The following is a 17938-nucleotide window of genomic DNA, read 5'->3' as shown; positions in this document are numbered from 1 at the left end:
GCCGCAGCGGCCGGGGTTTTTCGTTGCGAGTTTGTTGTGTGGCCGGGCGGCTCAGCCGCCGATGGAGCGGGTCTCAGCCGCCGATGGCGATCCCTTCGCGCCGCGGGTCGGCGCCGCCCTGCAACCCGTCGGGCGTGATCACGATGGATTGCAGCCCCGAGGTCTGGGCGCTCTCCTCGTCGATCTCGAACCCCAGCGTCGCCAGCTCGGCGGCCAGTTCAGGGGCACGGCCCGGCTCGACCTCCATCTTGCCGAAGCGGTTGAGGATATTGGGCGCCGCCACCGCCTGCTGCGGGTCCATGCCCCAGTCGAGCTGCGCGATGATGGCACGGGCGACATAGCCGATAATGCGGCTGCCGCCGGGGGAGCCCACCACCATCGCGGGCTTGCCGTCCTTCATCACGATGGTCGGCGCCATCGAGGACCGCGGCCGCTTGCCCGGCGCCAGCGCATTGGCGATCACCGCGCCCGCGTCGTCATGGGTGCGGAAGGAAAAATCCGTCAGCTCGTTGTTCAGCAGGAAGCCGCCCGTCATCAGCCGCGCGCCGAAACCGTTTTCGATGGTGGTGGTCATCGACAGCGCGTTGCCGTGGCTGTCCACGATCGAGATATGCGTGGTCGAGGGCAGCTCCAGCGATTCGTCCTGCCCCCACAGCGCGGCATGGGTCCAGCCCGGCGCGCCGGCGGTGACCTCGGGCAGGCTGTCGTCGCCGGCCAGCAGCTTGCCGCGCTCGGCCAGATAGGCGGGGTCCACCAGCCCCGCGGTCGGCACCGGCACATGATCGGGGTCGGCCATGTAGCGTTCGCGGTCGGCAAAGGCCAGCCGCGAGGCATCGCCGATCAGCCGCCAGCTTTCCGGGCTTTCCGCCCCCAGCGCGGCAAGGTCATAGCCGCCCAGCATCCCCAGGATTTGCCCCACCGTCAGCCCGCCCGAGGACGGCGGCCCCATCCCGCAGATGTCATGCGCGCGGTATTCGACACAGACCGCCGGACGCTCGATCACCCGATAGGCGGCCAGGTCGGCGGTGGACAGCAGCCCCGGATTGCCGGTGGCGCCGCGCACCGTGGCGGCGATGCTTTCGGCGATAGGGCCGCGATAGAACCCGTCCGCGCCCTGCCGGGCCAGCACCCGCAGCGTGTCGGCGTAAGGCTGGTTGGTCAGCACCTGCCCGGCCGCGACCGGCTGCCCTCCGGGAAAGAAATACGCGCTGGTGGCCGGGTCGCCGCGCAGCGCCTCACCCTCGGCCGCGACCAGCTCGGCCAGACGGGGCGAGACGATAAAGCCCAGCTCGGCCAGCCGGATCGGGTCGTCGAACAGCCCGGCCCAGCTCATCCGGCCCCAGCGGCGATGGGCCTCTTCCAGCAAGGCCGGGGTGCCGGGGGTGCCGACCGAGCGGCCGCCGACCACCGCCTCCATGAACGCCATCGGCTGGCCATCGGGGCCAAGGAACAGCGTCGGCGTGGCGTCGCGCGGCGCGGTCTCGCGCCCGTCGAGCGTGGTCAGCGCCCCCGTCGCCGCGTCATACCAGACCAGGAACGCGCCGCCGCCGAGGCCCGAGCTTTGCGGCTCGACCAGCCCCAGCACCGCCTGCACCGCGATCATCGCATCGGCGGCACTGCCGCCCTGTTCCAGAACGCGGGCGCCGGCCTCGACCGCCAGCGGATGCGCGGCGGCGACCATCCAGTCCTTGCCGGCAACCGCGCGTCCCTCGGCCTTGGCGGCCAGCGCGGCGCGCGCCGCCTCGCCCAACGGGCCAAATGCATCCGCCTGCACGGCGGGCGCGGTCTCGGCCTCGGGCGCGATCGCATCGGTCGCCTGCTGCGCCGCGGCCATCTGCACGCTGCCCAGCAGCAGCGCCAGCAGCATCGGTCCGTGTCGTGTCATGGTCCCCTCCCCTTGCAACTCCTGCTGGCAGAGTGGCCCGCACCCCCCTCGCGTTCAACGGGAAATGTCGGACGGGGCTGTCTGCCCCCGCGCGGCCTGCGGCCTTTCGGGCTCGGCCCCGGGCTCAGGGAACACGGTCCCCCGGATCGTTTTCCGGGCGTTCGCCAGCTCCGCGGATACTTAAAAACCGCCCGAAACTCATGCGCTTCGGGCGGTTGCTAAATATCCTGGGGGAGTCCCGAAGGGACGGGGGCAAAGCCCCCTTCTTACCGATCCGCGGCCAGCGCCTTGTCCAGCTCGGGGCGGAAGCGATTGGTGTAGTCCTCGCGCACCAGCGGCCCGGCGTGGCGGTGCAGCACGCGGCCCTCGTTGTCGAGGATGAAGGTTTCCGGGGGCGCGGTCACGCCCCATTCGATCGCGGTGCGCCCTGACGGGTCGGTGGCAAGCCTGGCGAAAGGATCGCCATGCTCGGCCAGAAAGCGCAGCGCCGCGGGTTCCGGGTCCTTGAGGTCGATGCCGACCACGGTCACGCCCTCTTCAGCGGCCAGCGCGGTCAGGGTGGGATGCTCGGCCCGGCAGGGCGGGCACCAGCTGGCCCAGAAATTGACCAGCACCACGCCGTTGCCGCGCAGGTCGGCGTCGGTCAGCTGGGTCTTGCCGGGCAGCGTGGTCCCCGACACCGGCGGCGCCGGTTGCCCGATCAGGGTCGAGGGCAGCGCATTGGGATCGTCGCGGCCCATGCCCCACATGAACATTGCGGCCAGCCCGGCAAAGATCACCGGCGGGATGAATGCAAGCGGTGAAATCCTAGCCACGGCGCTCGACCTCCTCCAGCGCGCGGCGGGCGCGGGCGCTGGCAGCCAGCGTCTGCACGATCAGCCCGACGATCAGCACCGCGGAAATCCCCCAGGCGGTCAGCACCGGCACGGCGTAGCGGCCAAGCTCGATCATCATGCGCGCACCTCTCGGGCCAGCAGAGCGGCGGTGCGGCGGCGGCGGATCTCGGTCCGGGTGCGCACCAGCAGCAGCGTCAGGAACAGCAGGAAGAATCCCAGCATGCACAGATACAGCGGATATTTGTAGACCGCGCTCATCCGCTCGCCCGGGGCGATGGACAGCGAGGCCCCCTGGTGCAGCCCCTGGTTCCAGAAGTTCACCGCATAGCGCGACAGCAGCGCAAAGACCGAACCGACCAGGCACAGCACCCCGGTCAGGTCGGCGGCGCTGTCAGGGTTCTCGATCGCGCCCCACAGCGCCATGTAGCCCAGGTAGAACAGGAACAGGATCAGGAACGAGGTCAGCCGCGGGTCCCATTCCCACCAGGTGCCCCACATCGGCTGCCCCCAGACCGCGCCGGTGACCAGCGCCACCAGCGTCATCACCGCGCCGATGGGCGCAGCAGCCCGGGCGGCCAGCGCGCTGACATGGTGGCGGCGGATCAGCCAGATCAGCGAGGCCGCCAGCATCATCACCCAGATGTTGATCGCCATCATCGCGGCGGGCACATGCAGGAACATGATCTTGACGGTCGAGCCCTGCTTGTAGTCCTCGGGCGTCATCCAGCCCCAGACCAGCCCGGCGGGCAGGCTGATCGCCGCCGCCGCGGCAATCCACGGCAGCGCGGCGCCCGAGACGCGCATGAACTTGACGGGGTTGGCGTATTCCCAGATCGACATGGCGTGCTCTCTAGCTTGGCGTCGGGGTGGCGTGAAGCCCCCTTACCGCAAGTTGACCCGCAGGGCACCGGCTGCGGCGAAAGGTATCGCCGCCAGCACCGCCATGGTGATCCCAGCCAGCAGCACCAGCGGCGTGGTGCCGTCGCCGCCGGCGGCGCCGCGGCGCACCGCCTCGGCCCCGAAGATCAGCGTCGGCACGTAAAGCGGCAGCACCAGCAGCGACATCAGCAGCCCGCCGCGGCGCAGCCCCACGGTCAGCGCGGCGCCGAAGGCGCCCAGCATCGACAACGCCGGGGTCCCCAAAGCCAAGGCCGCCACCAGCCATGGCTGCGCGGCGCCGGGCAGGTGCAGCAGGATGCCGAACACCGGCGCGGCGGCGACCAGCGGCAGGCCGGTGGTGATCCAATGCGCGGCGGCCTTGACCAGCACCGCGCCTTCCAGCGGCAGCGGCGCGGTGGCCAGCAGGTCGAGGCTGCCGTCCTCCCAGTCCAGCGCAAAGATGCGGTCGAGCGACAGCAGGCAGGCCAGCAACGCCCCCACCCACAGGATCCCCGGCGCGATCAGCGCCAGCGTGCCGCCCTGCGGGCCGACGCCGAACGGCACCAGCGTGCAGACGATCAGGAAGAACGCGAGCCCCAGCCCGAATCCCCCGCCCGCCCGCGTGGCCAGCCGCAAGTCGCGCATGAGCAGGGCGATCATGCGCGGCTCCCTTCAGCTGCTGCATGACCATCCCGAGGGCATCCAGAGAGCGGTTCGGCAGACGCGCAGGACATCCCACGCCCCTCCAGCCCCCTTTCGGGCGGTTCATAAATATCCTGCGGGGGTGCGGGGGTGCAAAACCCCCGCTGCAACGGCGACGCCAGCACAACCGCCCTCATCCGAACGCCTCGTCGAAACTGGCCGGGGCGCGGGTGCGGACCGGCTCGCCCGCGGCGCGGAAGGGGCCGAGGTCCAGCACCTGCGCCTCGGGCAGGCCGAGGTCGATGTGGGTCGCCATCAGCGCCGCGCCGCCGCCCGCCAGATGCCGGCGCACCGCATCCGCGAACAGCGCCACCGAGCCCGCGTCGAGCGAAACGGTGGGCTCGTCCAGCACCCAGACCTTGCGGCCGGTGACCAGCAGCCGCGCCAGCCCCAGCCGGCGCTTCTGCCCGGCCGACAGCATCGCCGCCGGGCGCTGGACCAGCGCGGCCAGGTCCATCGCCTCGATCGCGGCGGCGATGGGGGGGCCGCCGAACACCAGCCGCCAGAACTCGAGATTCTCGGTCACGGTCAGCGCGGCCTTGAGCCCGTCGGCATGGGCCGCATAGGCGATGGCGTCGGGGTCGGCCTCGACCCGGCCGGCGGCGGCGGGTTGCAGCCCGGCGACGGTGCGCAAAAGCGTGGTCTTGCCGATGCCGTTGGGACCGCGCAGGATCAGCGCCTGCCCGGAAGACAGGGTGAAATCCACCCCCTCGACCGCGCGGCGCCCGCCGCGCGACACGGCCAGGCCCTGGACCTGCAGCAGCGGCGCCACCGCCCGCCCCTACGCGAGCGGCTCGACCGGGATCAGCGCACAGGCCACGCGCCGCCCCTCGGCCAGGGTGACGTTGTAGCAGCGCGCGGCGGTGGGGCTGGTCATCGGCTCGACCCCGATCCCGGCGGCCTCGAGCGTCTGCACCAGCGCCCGGGGCGGGTGCGCGACCTGCCCGCCCAGCCCCAGGAACAGCACGTCCACCTGACCGGCCAGCGCCAGCAGCGCCGCGGTATCGTCAAGCCCGCCCCAAGGCTGAACCCCCTCGGCGGTGACGATCAGCGCGCTGCGATGGACCTGGCCACCGGCACGGAAGAACCCCGGCCCATAGCCGTCGACCGGGGTCGCGCCGCCATAGTCGGTGTCCTGCATTTCCGCCATCAGGGCGCGTCCTGGAAGGGCGTGCCGGACAGCTCGTCCAGTTCCTTCTTCTCGCCGCGGACGGGCTTGTCCCAGTCACGGCGCACGCCCAGCGACAGCACGATGTTCTTGGCCAGGTAGACGGTGGAATAGATCCCGACGCCGACGCCCCAGAACATCGCGAAGACAAAGCCGCGGATCACGTCGCCGCCCCAGATCAGCATCGCCCCCAGCGCCAGCGCGGTGGTGACGCCGGTCATCACCGTGCGCGACAGGGTTTCGTTCACCGTCAGGTTCATCACGTCGATCAGCGGCATGGTCTTGAACTTGACCAGGTTTTCCCGCAGCCGGTCGAACACCACCACCGTGTCGTTGACCGAATAGCCCAGGATGGTCAGCAGCGCCGCGATGGTGGACAGGTCGAAGCGGATCTGGAACGCCGCGAAGATGCCGACCGTCAGCAGCACGTCGTGGATCAGGGCCACCACCGCCCCGACCGCGAACTGCCATTCGAAGCGCAGCCAGATATACAGCAGGATCCCGAAGGCCGCGGCGCCGACCGCATAGAAGGCGGTCTTGATCAGCTCGCCCGAGACCTTGGGCCCCACCGATTCGACCGAGGCAAAAGTCACCTGCGGATCGACCTCCTTCAGCGCCGACTCGATCCGGTTCAGCTCGTCGGGGGTGACCGAGCCGGTCTCGTTCTCGGTGCCGATGCGGATCTGGGCGACGTGGCGGTCGGGGCCGAAGCCCGGGTCGAAGACCTCGGTGATCGACAGGTCGGACAGGTTCAGCCCGCTCAGCGCCTCGCGATACTCGGACACCTCGAAGGCGTTCGAGCTTTCGGTGCGGATCGTGGTCCCGCCCTTGAAGTCGATGCCGAAGTTCAGCCCCATCACCATGACAAGGATCACCGACGCGATCATCGCCACCACCGAGATCCCGTTGGTCAGCCAGCGCCAGCGGAAGAAGTCGATGTGGGTTTCGTCGGGGACGAGTTTCAGACGGAATGCCATGTCGGTCGTCCCCTTACAGAATCAGCGTCTTGGGCTTGCGCCATTCCAGCCACATCACGATCATCAGCCGGGTGAAATAGATCGCCGTGAAGACCGAGGTGATCAGCCCGATGGTCAGCGTCACCGCAAAGCCCTTGACCGGCCCCGACCCCAGGAAGAACATCACCAGCGCGGCGATGAAGGTGGTCAGGTTGGCGTCGATGATCGCGCTCATCGCCTCGCCGAAGCCGTCGTTGATCGCCTTGACCACGGTCTTGCCGGCGCGCAGTTCCTCGCGGATGCGTTCATAGATGATGACGTTGGCATCGACCGCGGTGCCCACGGTCAGCACGATGCCGGCGATCCCCGGTAGGGTCAGCGTGGCCCCCATCGCCGACATGATCGACAGGATCAGGATCACGTTGGTGATGACCGCGACCGAGGCGAACACCCCGAACAGCCCGTAGCTGGCGATCATGTAGCCGACGACCAGCACCGTGGCGATGATCGCGGACTTGCGCCCGGCGTCGATCGAATCCTGCCCCAGTTCGGGGCCGATGGTGCGTTCTTCCAGGAAGGTCATCTCGGCCGGTAGGGCGCCGGCGCGCAGCAGCACCGCCAGCTGGTTCGATTCCGCCACATCCATCGCGCCCGAGATCTGCCCCGAGCCGGTGGTGATCGCCTGCCGGATCACGGGGGCCGAGATCACCTGGTTGTCCAGCACGATGGCAAAGGGCTGCCCGACATTGGCCGAGGTATAGGCCCCGAACCGCCGCGCGCCCTGCGGGCCAAAGCGGAAATCCACCGCCGGCGCGCCGTTCTGGTCGAAACTGGGACGGGCGTCGGTCAGGTCCTCGCCGGTGACCACCGGGGCCTCGGCCAGGGTGTAGTAGACCCCGGGCTCGTCCATGGCGGGCACGATGATATTGCCCAGCCCCGGCGAGGCGTTGGGGTCGGTGCCCCGCCCGATCACCGGGTTGAAGGTCAGTTTCGCGGTGGTGCCGATCAGCGCCTTGAGCTCCTCGGCCGAGCCGATGCCCGGCACCTGGATCAGGATGCGGTCCTTGCCCTGCCGCTGGATGGTGGGTTCGCGGGTGCCGACCTCGTCGACGCGGCGGCGCACGATCTCCAGCGACTGCTGGATGGTGCGGTCGTCGGTGGCGGCCTTTTCGGCGGCCGAAAGCTGCACGACCAGCGTGCTGCCCTGCGCGGTGATGTCCAGCGTCGAGGCCCCTGCCCCGGTCAGCGAGGTCACCGGCGCGGCCAGCTTGCGCGCGATTTCCACCGCGCGGGCCATCTGGTCGGGGTTGCCGATCTCGACCAGCAACTGGTCGGCCGGGCCCTTGACCCGGCGCACCGGCCCGATCACGTCGCGTTGTTCGGCCAGCGCGTCGCGCAGTTCCGGCCACAGCGCCGTCATGCGCGAGGCATAGACCTCGGCGGTGTTGACCTCGCCCAGCAGATGCGCGCCGCCGCGCAGGTCCAGCCCCAGGCTGACCAGCGACGAGGGCAGCCAGCCGGGCCACAGGCTGCGGGCGGCGGCCTGTTCCGGGGTCTCGAACCCGGCGCGCTCGGCCGCGACCACGGCGTCGTTATGCGACTCGACCCGCTGATAGAACAGGTTGGGCATCGCATAGAGCAGTCCCAGCAGGATCAGCCCGACAATGACGATGCGTTTCCAGGCAGAGATCTGAACCATGCGCGGCCCGCCTGCTCAGCCGTTGGCGGCGACAGGGGCGCCGGTCCGGTCCACCACCTGCGCGATGGTCGAACGGACCACGCGGATGCGCACGCCCTGGGCGATCTCGACATCCACCTCGTCGTCGCGCACGGCAAGGACCTTGCCGAAGATGCCGCCCTGGGTGATGACGTTGTCGCCCTTTTTCAGCGCCGCGACCATGGCGCGGTGCTGGGACATCTTCTTCTGCTGCGGCCGCATGATCAGGAAATACATGATCGCGAAGACCAGGATCAGCGGGATGAACTGGGCGAATGCGGCGCCGCCGCCGGCGGCGGGAGCCGCAGCCTGGGCAAAGGCAGGGGTGATCAGCATGGGGCGCGGGTCCTTGTGCAGGTTGCCAGTCGAAAGCCGGGCGCGACAGACCGCCCGGAAGATTGGCGCAGAACCTAGTCGCGTGCCCCCCGCTTGTCCAGAAACCCCGGTACCCCGGTACGTCGCGCCCGGGCCGGGGTTTCCCGCCTTGCAAGTTCACGATCCCGGCATCCGCCGCGCCGGGCAAGCGCGATGGACTTTCCCGCGGCCCTCGTGTCTTTTTCCCCCGCAGCTTCCCGACACCTCGAGGGCCCCATGCCGCACACCTCCGACGTCGCCGCCGAAATCCAGCGCCTGATCGCCATCATGGCGGCGCTGCGCGACAAGCAGACCGGCTGCCCCTGGGATATCGAGCAGGATTTCACCTCGATCGCCCCCTACACCATCGAAGAGGCGCATGAAGTCGCCGACGCCATCGCCCGGCAAGCCTGGGACGAGCTGCCCGGAGAGCTGGGCGACCTGCTGCTGCAGGTGGTGTTCCACGCGCAGATGGCCGCCGAGGCGGGGATGTTCGATTTCACCGATGTGGCGCGGGCGATCTCGGACAAGCTGGTGGCGCGGCATCCGCATGTGTTCGGCGACGAATCGCGCGACAAATCCGCCGCCCAGCAGGTCCGCGACTGGGAAGCGATCAAGGCGCAGGAACGCGCCGCCCGCGCCGAGCGCGGAGTGCTGGAGGGGGTGGCGCTGGGGCTGCCGGCGCTGACCCGCGCCGTCAAGCTGCAGAACCGCGCCGCAAGGGTCGGCTTCGACTGGCCGGGCCCGGCGCAGGTGCTGGACAAGCTGGCCGAGGAAACCGCCGAGCTGGTGCAGGCGCAGGCCGGCGCCGATCCCGCCCATCTGGCCGAAGAGTTCGGTGACCTGCTGTTCGTGATGGCGAACCTCGCCCGGCATCTCGACATCGACCCCGAGGAAGCCCTGCGCGCCGCCAACGCCAAGTTCACCCGCCGCTTCCAGTCGATCGAATCGGCGCTGGCCGTGCAGGGGCGCCGGCCCGAGGACTCGACGCTCGATGAAATGGACGCGCTGTGGAACGCGGCCAAGGCGGGCGAAAAGACCTAAAACAGCGCCTTGCGCAGCATGTTCAGCGCCACCGCCATCAGGAACAGCGCAAACAGCCGCTTGAGCAGCCGCGGGTTCGCCCCATGCGCCAGCGTGGCGCCCAAGGGCGCGGTCAGCAGCGTCATCGCGATCACGATGCCGAACATCGGCAGATTGACCGAACCGACGGTGCCCGGCGGCGCCGCGCGCGCCGGCACGAACAGGAAGCTCAGCACCGAGGGCAGCGCAATCACCGCCCCGAACCCCGCCGCCGTCGCCACCGCGCGGTGGATCGGCCGCCCGTGCAGGGTCAGCATCGGCACCCCCAGAGAGCCGCCGCCGATCCCCAGCAGCACGCCGACCAGCCCGATGGTCCCGGCCATCCCGGCCCGGCGCGCGCCCGTGGGCGGGGTCTCGGCCAGCCGCCACTCGGCCCGGCTGAACAGCATGTAGCTGGCGACCACGAACACCAGCACCGCAAAGATCAGCTGCAGCTCGCGGGTCCCCAGCCGCGACACCAGCCAGACGCCGGCCATGGCGCCCAGCATGATCCAGGGCGCCCAGAGCCGCAGGATCTGCCAGTCCACCGCGCCCTTGCGGTGATGCGCCAGCACCGAGCGGATCGAGGTGACGAAGATCGTCGCCAGCGAGGTCGCGAGGCAGATCTGCATCATGTCCGGCCCGCCATAGCCCGCCGCAGTCAGGATCGCGACGAAGGCCGGCACCAGTACGATGCCGCCGCCGACCCCCAGCAACCCGGCCAGAATCCCGGCAAAACCGCCGGCCAGCAGCAGCGCGGCCAGATAGGGCAACAGGGCAGTCACGGTCATTCGGAAACCTCAGGCAGGACCGCGCGGCCATAGCGCGCCCGACCCGGCAAAGCCAGCACCGCAGGGCGGGTATTCTTCCCCGCGCCGGCCGCGCGGTCAGATCGCCGCAGGCAAACCCCGCCGAACCGCCCGCCGCGCTTCCGCCGCGGAAAGGCATTTCTTCCGTGGCGCCGACTGCGGTCAGATTGCCCGCGGCCAAATCGCCGAACCGCCCGCGCGCCTCCGTCCTCCGCCGCGGAAAGGCATTTTTTCCTTCGCGCTGGCCGCAGTCAGACGCCCCCCGGGCCAACCTCACTGAACCGCCCACCGCATCCCTGCCCTTCCCCCGCAGGAAGGCACTTCTTCCTTGCCGAAAATATCCTCCGGGGGTGCGGGGGTGGAAAACCCCCGCTCGCAACGCCGCGGCGCTACGCTCCGTCGCCCTCGACCGCCGCCAGCGCCGCATCGTAATCCGGCAACCCGCCGCTGCTGCCGCGTTCCGAAAGAATCCGCCGCCAGGCCCGCGCCCCGGGGCGGCCGTGGAACAGCCCCAGCATGTGGCGGGTGATCTGGTGCATCCGTCCGCCGCGCTCGAGATGGCGGGCGATCACCCCGCGCATCGCCCGCGCCGCGTCGAGCGGGTCGGAAAACGGCGGGGTCTCGGCCCACAGCGCATCCGCCTGCCCCAGGATCGCCCAGGGCTCGTGATAGGCGGCGCGCCCGACCATCACCCCGTCAATCACCGCCAGATGCTCGCGCAGCTGCGGCAGCGAGCCGATGCCGCCGTTGATCGACAGGCGCAGCCGAGGGAAAGCCGCCTTCATGGCGTGGACCAGCGGATAGTCCAGCGGCGGGATCTCGCGGTTCTCGCGCGGGCTCAGCCCCTGCAGCCAGGCCTTGCGGGCGTGGATGATGACGCGGCGCACGCCGGCCTGTTCCAGCACCGACAGGAAGCCGGGCAGCACCTCGGCCGGGTCCTGGTCGTCCACGCCGATGCGGCATTTCACCGTCACCTCGACGGGGCTGGCCGCCTGCATCGCGGCCACGCATTCGGCGACCAGTGCCGGGGTCTTCATCAGCACCGCCCCGAAACAGCCGGACTGCACCCGGTCGCTGGGGCAGCCGACGTTCAGGTTGATCTCGGCATAGCCGCGGTCGCCCGCGATCCGCGTCGCCTCGGCCAGCTCGGCCGGGTCCGAGCCGCCCAGCTGCAGCGCCACCGGATGCTCGGCCGCATCGTGGTCCAAGAGCCGCGCCCGGTCGCCGTGGATCACGGCCGGCGCGGTCACCATCTCGGTATACAGCAGCGCCCGGCGGCTGAGCCGGCGGTGAAACCCGCGGCAGGCGCGGTCGGTCCAGTCGAGCATCGGCGCGACCGAAAGCCTGTGTGCCGAATCAAGGTCCTGCATGTTCCAAACCGCGGGCGCCGCCGGTCCGGGAACGCTGTCCCGGCGGTCCGCCCTTGTCCTTGTCATGATCCCGGCCGCACTGCCGGGCCGGCCGGGCCTGTCCTTACTATGCCACGCTCCGGCCACCAACCCCTGTTGCCCCGCCCGGGCGGTTGACAGGTAATTGTCCTCCACGCCGCCGGAGTTCTGGCCGCCACCGTGCCCGCGATAGGCGCCGCGCAGTTCCCCGAGGCCACGATCCGGCTGGATCCGATCACCCTGATCGCCACCGGCCTGCCCGTCGAGGCGTTCGAGAGCCCGGCCTCGACCACCATCATCACCGCCGACGAGATCAGGCGCCGCACGCCGGTCTCGGTCGCCACGCTGCTGCGCGACGTGCCCGGGCTGCACATCAGCCGGCCGCTGCCCCGCCCCGCATCAGGGCGGACAAATCGCCGCAGAACCGGCGTAGCCGCGGAAATCCCGGAGTTTTCGCCGCCTGTGCCGCTCAGCTGCAAGAACCCGCGCCGCCGGTTCTTATAGACAAGACCAACCGAATCACTCTACTTTTTCCTCCCGAATCCGTCCCGTCACAGCGTCCCGTCACCCGCCGGGACCGGCACAAGGAATCCATCATGCAGGCGATCCGCACGATGACCGCGCTGGCCGCGCTTTTCGCCCTTGGCAGCGCCGCGCAGGCCGCGACCGAGGCCGAGGGCCTGGCCGAGGTCAAGGCCTTCACCCTCGAACACAACGCCGCGCTGATCGCCGAGGCGCAGAGGATGCAGGCCACCGCCGAGGGCTATGCCGCCATCATCGACGCCCATGGCGGCGACTACGCCAAGGCGTGGGAGGCCGAGGGGCCGAAGCTGGCCACCGCGGTCAAGGACCTGCGCGCGCATTGGCTGGCGGCCTCGAACCAGTACGAAACCATCGAGGGCATCGTCGCCGGCATCCCCTCGACCGCGAAATACGACCTCATCCTCGACGCCGGGAACCCGGGGACCGAGGCCGAGGATGTGGCCGAATACGACCTGACCCTGCCCGACGGCACCGTGCTGGAACGCCCCGGCAGCCTGTTCCACTCGATCACCGAGCCGCTGTTCTGGGGCACCGACGAGGCGCATGTGAAGCAGGCGGCCGACCTTGACGGCGACGGCCAGACCGGCCGCGGCGAGGTGCTGTTCGACGCCAATCTCGCCGTTGGCGCCGCCCGCGGCATGGTCGAATGGGCGACCGCGCTGGAAACCGACATGAAGGCGTGGGAGCCGAACCGCGACGACGCCTTCACCGCGGTGGTGACGATGACCCCCACGGTCGGCGACTATTTCGGCGAGTGGAAGGAATCGCAATTCCTCGGCGGCGACAGCGCGGCCTTTGTCGCGCAGAGCCGGCTGGTCGACGTGACCGGCATCATGTCGGGCTGCGAGCGGATGTACCGCTCGGCGATCTCGCCGGTGGTGGCGGCCGACGACCCGGCGCTCGACAGCTCGATCTCGGGCGGGTTCGAGGAGCTGCTGGCGCTGATCGCCGACACCCGCGGCCGCGAGGAACAGGGCGACACGTTCTCGCCCGAGGAAGCCGACGCGCTGGGGGCCGAGGCCCAGGACCTGGCCGAGCGCATCGTCGCGCAGGTGCTGCAGGCCGCGGCCAAGCACGGGGTGGACATCAAGAGCTGATCCCGGGCCGGACGGGCGGGCTGCGAACAACCGCGCGGCCCGGCAACCCCGGTCGGACGATCGCCCCGAGGCGCGGCGCAGGGTCGCAGGCTGGGGGCGCAGACTGGCGCCGCGGGACGGAGTGTGGTCCAGCCCGCCGATGCTGCCCCGGGACGCGGGGCCGCAACCCGCGCCTCGGACCACGGCGCAATTGCCGGGCGCGAGCCGTGGATACGGCCCCCTTCGCGAGGCCGGACAGCAGCCCCGGCGCGGGGCTTCGGATTTGGGGGGCGGACCGGCCGGCCCGTCCCCGCAGCTTTCAGGACGGACATCATGGGACAAGCCATCCGCCATCCCGCCCCGCTTGCCATCACCCGGGTCAGCCATGCCCCGCCGCGCGGCGGCAACCTGCGCTCGGGCATCCAGACGGCGCTGTTCGCGGCGCTGTTCGTATCGGGGCTGGCGCTGTGGCTGTGGCCGCAGGACGCGATCGTGGTGCTGGCGCATCTTGCCGGGGGGCTGGTGCTGCTGGTCCTGCTGGTGCCGTGGCTGGTGCGGCACCTGCCGACCGGGCTGGCGCATAGCCAGCGCCGCGGCTTCACCATCCTGTCCTGGGCGCTGCTGGCCGCCTTCGTGCTGGTGCTGGCGACCGGCGTCGCCATGGCGCTGCCGGTCGGCGCCTGGATCGCCGGCGTGGTCTGGTTCTGGCCGCGCGAGGTGACCGAGGCGCTGTCCTTCCTGCATCTCTGGGGCAGCTGGGCGGCGGCGGCCGGGTTCGTCCTGCATCTCGGCCTGCGCCACTGGGCCTGGGGGCAGCCATGAAGACGCAGTTTCGCTATCACATCCGGCCGCTGGCCCTTGCCGCGCTGGCCGCGGCCGCGGGGCTGGGGCTTTACGCCGCGCTGGCCCCGGCGCCGCAGCCGACCGGGGTGGCGCTGGCGGCGGTGCCCTATTACTCGCTGCCCTTCGGCCCGGACGAGAATGGCGAGGACCGCCCGTTCTGGCCCTCGCGGATGCAAAGCGCCACCGGCCGCATGACCGACCCCGCGCGGCTGCCAAGCTCGGCCGAATGCGGCAGCTGCCACCGGACCGAGTTCGAGGAATGGGCCGGCTCGCTGCATGCCGCCGCCGACCGCGACCTGATCTATGAAGCCACCGTGGACGCCAACGTCGACCTGCTGCGCCACGGCGCCGAGCAGGGCCGATTCTGCGAGGGCTGCCACGCCCCGGGCGAGATGCTGGCCGGCCGCGTCACCCGCCATGTCGCCGTCCCCCCGGCCGACGCGCTGACCGAAGGGGTCAGCTGCATCGCCTGCCACACCGCCACCCATGCCGACCCGGTCGAAGGCAACGGCGCCCTGACGCTGGCCTATGACCGCGCCGAGGCCGAGCGCGACGGCCCGCAGGGCGCGGCGCTGCTGGCCGATCCGCGCGCACATCTGGCCGCCTACGGCGCGCCCGACACGACCAGGCTGCTCGCCGGGTCCGAGATCTGCGGCGCCTGCCACACCGAGCCCTACGACCTGTCGATGTCGCGGGCCGAGACACGGCAGGACGTGCAGTCCACCTTCGTCGAATGGCGCGACAGCTGGTATGCGCGCAACGGCGTCACCTGCCAGGACTGCCACATGGCCGACGACCCGGCCGCGCAGGTGATGGCGCTGCGCGAAGGCAGGCTGGACAAGCCCGCGCGCTATTCGCACCGCTTCATCGGCGCCAACCACGTGATGGCCGACACCTCGCTGGGCGACACGCTGAGCGTGCTGCGCGGCGGGCTGCTGCCCGGGGTGGACCGCGAGCTCAACCAGGCGACGCTGACCGAACAGGCGCGGCAGACGACCGAGTTCCTCAAGACCGCCGCCGGGCTCGAGCTGCGCGGCACCACCGCCACCGCCGAGGGGCTGCATGTCGAGCTTGCGGTGCAGAACCTCGGCGCCGGGCACAATCTGCCCACCGGGGTCAACGATCAGAAGCACATGTGGCTGGAAATCCACGTGGCCGACGCCACCGGCGCCGAGATCTTCCGCTCGGGTGGCGATGCCGAGCGGCTGGGGGTCGAGGATCCGCAGGCGGTGGCCTGGCTGGAACATTTCCTCGACAACAAGGGCCAGCGGATCACCGGCCACCTGACCTTTGCCACCGCGCGGGTGGAGTGGGTGCGCAAGCCGATCCCGCCCCGCGGCGAAGAGCTGGTGGGCTACGACATTCCCCTGCCCGCCGACGCCAAGGGGCCGTTCAGGCTGACGGCGCAGCTGCATTACCGGGTGGCGCTGCCGGACCTGATCTACCAGAACCTGCGCCGCACTTTGCCGGTGCCGTCCTTCACCCTGGCCGAGCTGACGGCCGATCTGCCGGAGCAAGCGCGGTGAGACTGCTGGTCCTTCTTCTCTGCCTGCTCGCCGGCCCGGCGCTGGCCGACACCCCCTGGTCCGCGGCCGAGACGCTGCGCAGCGAAGCCGGGCGGATCGAGCGGCTGCTCTACCGCCAGGCCACGCCCGAGCGCGAGGCCGAGATCGCCACCCGCCTTGGCGCCATGCGCGCGGCCTGGGATGGGGCGGCGGCCGAGTTCGGGCCGGGCGATGCAGTGCAGGCGCTGGCCGACCACGCCGCGGCGGCCGCGGCCGGCGACGCGCCCGAGGCGGCGCGGCAGCGCCAGCTGCTCTGGGCGCGGCTGATGGCCACTTCCCGCGACCATGCGCTGGCGGCGCTGGCGGCGGGCGATGCCGCGGCGGCCTCGGGCTGGCTCAATATCCGCGACTATGCCCGCGCCTCCGGCGACACCGCGGCGGTGCTGGCGGTCAAGGCGCTGTCCGAGGGGCAGCTGGACCCCGCCGCGGCCCGCGACGCGGTCGAGGCGGAGCTGCTGACCGTCGCCGCCTCGGAACTGCGGCTGGCGCTGACCCGCGCGGCCGAGGACGCCGCCGGCGAGCGCTGGGTGCAATATGCCGGCGACCGCGGCCGCATCGAGGGGCTGGTCGCCTATCTGCGGGGCAACCTGACCGAGAGGCTGGGACCCGAGGCCGTCGCGGCCATCGATGCCGACCTCGCCCGCGCCGCCGACGACCCGGCGGCGCTGGACGCGGTGGCCGCGCAGCTCTCGGGTTATGCCCCGGTCGCGCTTTCGCCCGAGGAGCAGCTGCGACGCGCCCGGCTTTTGCGCCGCTTCACCGCGCTGGTCTGGGTGGAATACAAGGACGGCGTCCGCGACGGCGAGATCAGCCAGCCGATCGAATATCACGAGGCGCGGCTGTTCCGCGACCGCGCCGCGCTGATCCTTGGCGACCTCGCCCCGGGCATGGCCGACCGTGCAGCGGCCGAGCGGCTGGCTGCGCTGCTGGCCGAGACCAAGGCGGTGATGGACGCCAAGGCCGACGGCGTCGAGCCGCTGGTGAACGAGGCGTTGGCGCTGATCGACGGCGCCTTCGGGGCCGAGGTGGCGGCCGGCGGCTATGCCGCGGCGGTCGATGCCCTGCCCGCGGCGCTGGACGAGCTGGCGCTGGTCGCGGGCTCGGGCGACTGGGCCGAGGCCGAGCTGAAGCGGCTCGAGGCCTATGCCTGGTTCGACCCCGACATCGAGCAGCGGCTGGTGCCGCGGGCGCCGTCGATGGCGCTGCGGCTCGAGGCAAGGTTCTGGGAGGGCACCGCCAACCGCCCCGGCCTTGGCCGGCTGGTCGCAGATCACGCCACCCCCGACGCGCTGGCGGCCGAGATCGCCGGCATCAAGGCCGACCTCGCCGAGGCTCGCGCCAAGATCGAGACGCCGCTCTCAGCCACCGGCGCAGTGCTGCAATCCGCGGCGATCCTGTTCCGCGAGGGGCTCGAGGCCGTGCTGATCCTCGCCGCGCTGATGGCCGCGCTGCGGGCCGAGGGCGCCGACCCGGCCCGCTATCGCCGCGCCGTCGGCGGCGGCGTGGTGCTGGCGCTGGCGGCGAGCTTTGCGCTCTGGGCCGGGGCGCGGTGGCTATTCTCGATCTCGACGCTGGCGCGCGAGGCGATCGAGGGCGGCACCGCGCTGGTCGCCGCGGTGGTGCTGGTCTGGATGGTGCTCGGCCTCAACGCCAGCGGCGGCCATGTCGCGCGGCTGCGCCAGCGCCTTGCCGCCGGGCTGACCGCGGGGACGGTGGCGATGCTGGCCTTCCTCGTCGTCTTCCGCGAGGGGTTCGAGACGGTGCTGTTCTACGAGGCGCTGCTGGTCGATGCCGCGCCCCTGCCGGTGCTGGCCGGGCTGGTGCTGGGCGGGGGCGCCGCGCTGGCGGCGGGCTGGGCGCTGCTCGCCTCGGGGCGGCGGCTGCCGCTGGGGGTGTTCTTCCGGGTGACCTCGGTGCTGCTGGCGGTGCTGGCGGTGATGCTGGTCGGCGCCGGCATCCGCGGCTTGCAGACCGCGGCCCTGATCAGCGCGACGCCGGTTTCGTGGTTCCCCGACCGCGACTGGCTGCAGCTGTGGTTCGGCCTGTTCCCGGTCGCCGAGCCACTGGCGGCGCAGGCGGCGGTGCTGGTGATCCTGATCCTGCCGGTGCTGGGGCGGCGGCTGCGCGCCGCCGTCCCGCTGCGCGGCTGAGCGTC

Annotated in this window: 18 protein-coding genes; 6 read left to right on the top strand and 12 right to left on the bottom strand. The window is 71.2% G+C overall.

Features of this window, described 5'->3' with window-relative positions; translation table 11 throughout:
- Positions 1 to 73: 73 nt before the first annotated feature.
- The 10 genes from ggt to yajC all read right to left on the bottom strand — a co-directional run bounded on the left by ggt (position 74) and on the right by yajC (position 8479).
- The gene (gene ggt / locus RSP45_RS00535) at positions 74 to 1885 is read right to left on the bottom strand and encodes a gamma-glutamyltransferase (RefSeq protein ID WP_415392816.1); all 1812 of its coding nucleotides are present in this window, start codon (positions 1883 to 1885) and stop codon (positions 74 to 76) included.
- A gap of 266 nt (positions 1886 to 2151) precedes the next feature.
- The gene (locus RSP45_RS00530) at positions 2152 to 2700 is read right to left on the bottom strand and encodes a DsbE family thiol:disulfide interchange protein (RefSeq protein ID WP_415392815.1); all 549 of its coding nucleotides are present in this window, start codon (positions 2698 to 2700) and stop codon (positions 2152 to 2154) included.
- Entirely contained in the window at positions 2693 to 2839 is a 147-nt protein-coding gene (ccmD, locus tag RSP45_RS00525) for a heme exporter protein CcmD (protein ID WP_200796444.1), read from the bottom strand. Before ccmD ends, RSP45_RS00530 begins: the two co-directional genes overlap by 8 nt.
- Complete coding sequence (locus tag RSP45_RS00520; protein ID WP_415392814.1) at positions 2836 to 3561, bottom strand: heme ABC transporter permease; 726 nt, start codon at positions 3559 to 3561, stop codon at positions 2836 to 2838. The genes ccmD and RSP45_RS00520 overlap by 4 nt, the downstream gene beginning before the upstream one ends.
- 42 nt (positions 3562 to 3603) lie before the next feature.
- Positions 3604 to 4260: a heme exporter protein CcmB gene (ccmB, locus tag RSP45_RS00515; RefSeq protein ID WP_073066634.1), complete on the bottom strand. Its 657-nt coding sequence runs from the start codon at positions 4258 to 4260 to the stop codon at positions 3604 to 3606.
- A gap of 175 nt (positions 4261 to 4435) precedes the next feature.
- Positions 4436 to 5074 carry a heme ABC exporter ATP-binding protein CcmA gene (gene ccmA, locus RSP45_RS00510; RefSeq protein WP_415392813.1) on the bottom strand — a complete coding sequence of 213 codons (639 nt, stop codon included), beginning with the start codon at positions 5072 to 5074 and terminating at the stop codon, positions 4436 to 4438.
- Between the two features lie 9 nt (positions 5075 to 5083).
- Positions 5084 to 5452, bottom strand: coding sequence for an Mth938-like domain-containing protein (locus RSP45_RS00505; protein ID WP_415392812.1), 369 nt, complete (start codon positions 5450 to 5452; stop codon positions 5084 to 5086).
- On the bottom strand, positions 5452 to 6447 hold the full coding sequence (secF, locus tag RSP45_RS00500) for a protein translocase subunit SecF (RefSeq protein WP_415392811.1): 996 nt from the start codon (positions 6445 to 6447) through the stop codon (positions 5452 to 5454). The genes RSP45_RS00505 and secF overlap by 1 nt, the downstream gene beginning before the upstream one ends.
- 13 nt (positions 6448 to 6460) lie before the next feature.
- A complete protein-coding gene (gene secD, locus RSP45_RS00495; protein ID WP_415392810.1) occupies positions 6461 to 8125 on the bottom strand; it encodes a protein translocase subunit SecD in 1665 nt (554 codons plus the stop codon).
- A gap of 15 nt (positions 8126 to 8140) precedes the next feature.
- Positions 8141 to 8479, bottom strand: a complete 339-nt coding sequence (yajC, locus tag RSP45_RS00490) for a preprotein translocase subunit YajC (protein ID WP_415392809.1) — start codon at positions 8477 to 8479, stop codon at positions 8141 to 8143.
- Between the two features lie 255 nt (positions 8480 to 8734).
- On the opposite strand from yajC, the gene mazG reads away from it, so the two are divergent.
- On the top strand, positions 8735 to 9541 hold the full coding sequence (gene mazG / locus RSP45_RS00485) for a nucleoside triphosphate pyrophosphohydrolase (RefSeq protein ID WP_415392808.1): 807 nt from the start codon (positions 8735 to 8737) through the stop codon (positions 9539 to 9541).
- On the opposite strand, the gene RSP45_RS00480 is transcribed toward mazG, so the two are convergent.
- Together RSP45_RS00480 and dusA are read right to left on the bottom strand one after the other, a co-directional pair.
- A complete protein-coding gene (locus RSP45_RS00480) occupies positions 9538 to 10350 on the bottom strand; it encodes a sulfite exporter TauE/SafE family protein (protein ID WP_415392807.1) in 813 nt (270 codons plus the stop codon). The genes mazG and RSP45_RS00480 overlap by 4 nt on opposite strands.
- Positions 10351 to 10757: 407 nt before the next feature.
- Positions 10758 to 11738 (bottom strand): tRNA dihydrouridine(20/20a) synthase DusA, encoded by a 981-nt coding sequence (gene dusA / locus RSP45_RS00475; RefSeq protein WP_415392806.1) that lies wholly within the window; start codon positions 11736 to 11738, stop codon positions 10758 to 10760.
- A gap of 198 nt (positions 11739 to 11936) precedes the next feature.
- Here dusA and RSP45_RS00470 point away from each other — a divergent pair, with 198 nt between their 5' ends.
- From RSP45_RS00470 to RSP45_RS00450, 5 genes are all read left to right on the top strand, one after another.
- Entirely contained in the window at positions 11937 to 12260 is a 324-nt protein-coding gene (locus RSP45_RS00470) for a TonB-dependent receptor plug domain-containing protein (RefSeq protein ID WP_415392805.1), read from the top strand.
- 92 nt (positions 12261 to 12352) lie between these two features.
- A complete protein-coding gene (locus RSP45_RS00465) occupies positions 12353 to 13396 on the top strand; it encodes an imelysin family protein (protein WP_415392804.1) in 1044 nt (347 codons plus the stop codon).
- Between the two features lie 312 nt (positions 13397 to 13708).
- On the top strand, positions 13709 to 14197 hold the full coding sequence (locus RSP45_RS00460; RefSeq protein WP_415392803.1) for a DUF4405 domain-containing protein: 489 nt from the start codon (positions 13709 to 13711) through the stop codon (positions 14195 to 14197).
- Positions 14194 to 15744 carry a multiheme c-type cytochrome gene (locus RSP45_RS00455; RefSeq protein WP_415392802.1) on the top strand — a complete coding sequence of 517 codons (1551 nt, stop codon included), beginning with the start codon at positions 14194 to 14196 and terminating at the stop codon, positions 15742 to 15744. The genes RSP45_RS00460 and RSP45_RS00455 overlap by 4 nt, the downstream gene beginning before the upstream one ends.
- Positions 15741 to 17933 (top strand): FTR1 family protein, encoded by a 2193-nt coding sequence (locus tag RSP45_RS00450; protein WP_415392801.1) that lies wholly within the window; start codon positions 15741 to 15743, stop codon positions 17931 to 17933. Before RSP45_RS00455 ends, RSP45_RS00450 begins: the two co-directional genes overlap by 4 nt.
- The last annotated feature ends 5 nt before the right edge of the window (positions 17934 to 17938 follow it).

The sequence above is a fragment of the Paracoccus sp. SJTW-4 genome (genome assembly GCF_047716885.1).
Lineage (GTDB): Bacteria > Pseudomonadota > Alphaproteobacteria > Rhodobacterales > Rhodobacteraceae > Paracoccus > Paracoccus solventivorans.
Note: the sequence above shows the minus strand (reverse complement) of the source record. Positions and strands in the feature narration are given on the sequence as shown.

What these genes read in the sequence shown, in the direction of transcription:
- ggt (WP_415392816.1), bottom strand. Translation starts at nt 1,885, where the DNA reads ATGACACGACACGGACCGATGCTGCTGGCGCTGCTGCTGGGCAGCGTG.
- ccmD (WP_200796444.1), bottom strand. Translation starts at nt 2,839, where the DNA reads ATGATGATCGAGCTTGGCCGCTACGCCGTGCCGGTGCTGACCGCCTGG.
- RSP45_RS00520 (WP_415392814.1), bottom strand. Translation starts at nt 3,561, where the DNA reads ATGTCGATCTGGGAATACGCCAACCCCGTCAAGTTCATGCGCGTCTCG.
- ccmB (WP_073066634.1), bottom strand. Translation starts at nt 4,260, where the DNA reads ATGATCGCCCTGCTCATGCGCGACTTGCGGCTGGCCACGCGGGCGGGC.
- RSP45_RS00505 (WP_415392812.1), bottom strand. Translation starts at nt 5,452, where the DNA reads ATGGCGGAAATGCAGGACACCGACTATGGCGGCGCGACCCCGGTCGAC.
- secF (WP_415392811.1), bottom strand. Translation starts at nt 6,447, where the DNA reads ATGGCATTCCGTCTGAAACTCGTCCCCGACGAAACCCACATCGACTTC.
- secD (WP_415392810.1), bottom strand. Translation starts at nt 8,125, where the DNA reads ATGGTTCAGATCTCTGCCTGGAAACGCATCGTCATTGTCGGGCTGATC.
- yajC (WP_415392809.1), bottom strand. Translation starts at nt 8,479, where the DNA reads ATGCTGATCACCCCTGCCTTTGCCCAGGCTGCGGCTCCCGCCGCCGGC.
- mazG (WP_415392808.1), top strand. Translation starts at nt 8,735, where the DNA reads ATGCCGCACACCTCCGACGTCGCCGCCGAAATCCAGCGCCTGATCGCC.
- RSP45_RS00480 (WP_415392807.1), bottom strand. Translation starts at nt 10,350, where the DNA reads ATGACCGTGACTGCCCTGTTGCCCTATCTGGCCGCGCTGCTGCTGGCC.
- dusA (WP_415392806.1), bottom strand. Translation starts at nt 11,738, where the DNA reads ATGCAGGACCTTGATTCGGCACACAGGCTTTCGGTCGCGCCGATGCTC.
- RSP45_RS00465 (WP_415392804.1), top strand. Translation starts at nt 12,353, where the DNA reads ATGCAGGCGATCCGCACGATGACCGCGCTGGCCGCGCTTTTCGCCCTT.
- RSP45_RS00460 (WP_415392803.1), top strand. Translation starts at nt 13,709, where the DNA reads ATGGGACAAGCCATCCGCCATCCCGCCCCGCTTGCCATCACCCGGGTC.
- RSP45_RS00455 (WP_415392802.1), top strand. Translation starts at nt 14,194, where the DNA reads ATGAAGACGCAGTTTCGCTATCACATCCGGCCGCTGGCCCTTGCCGCG.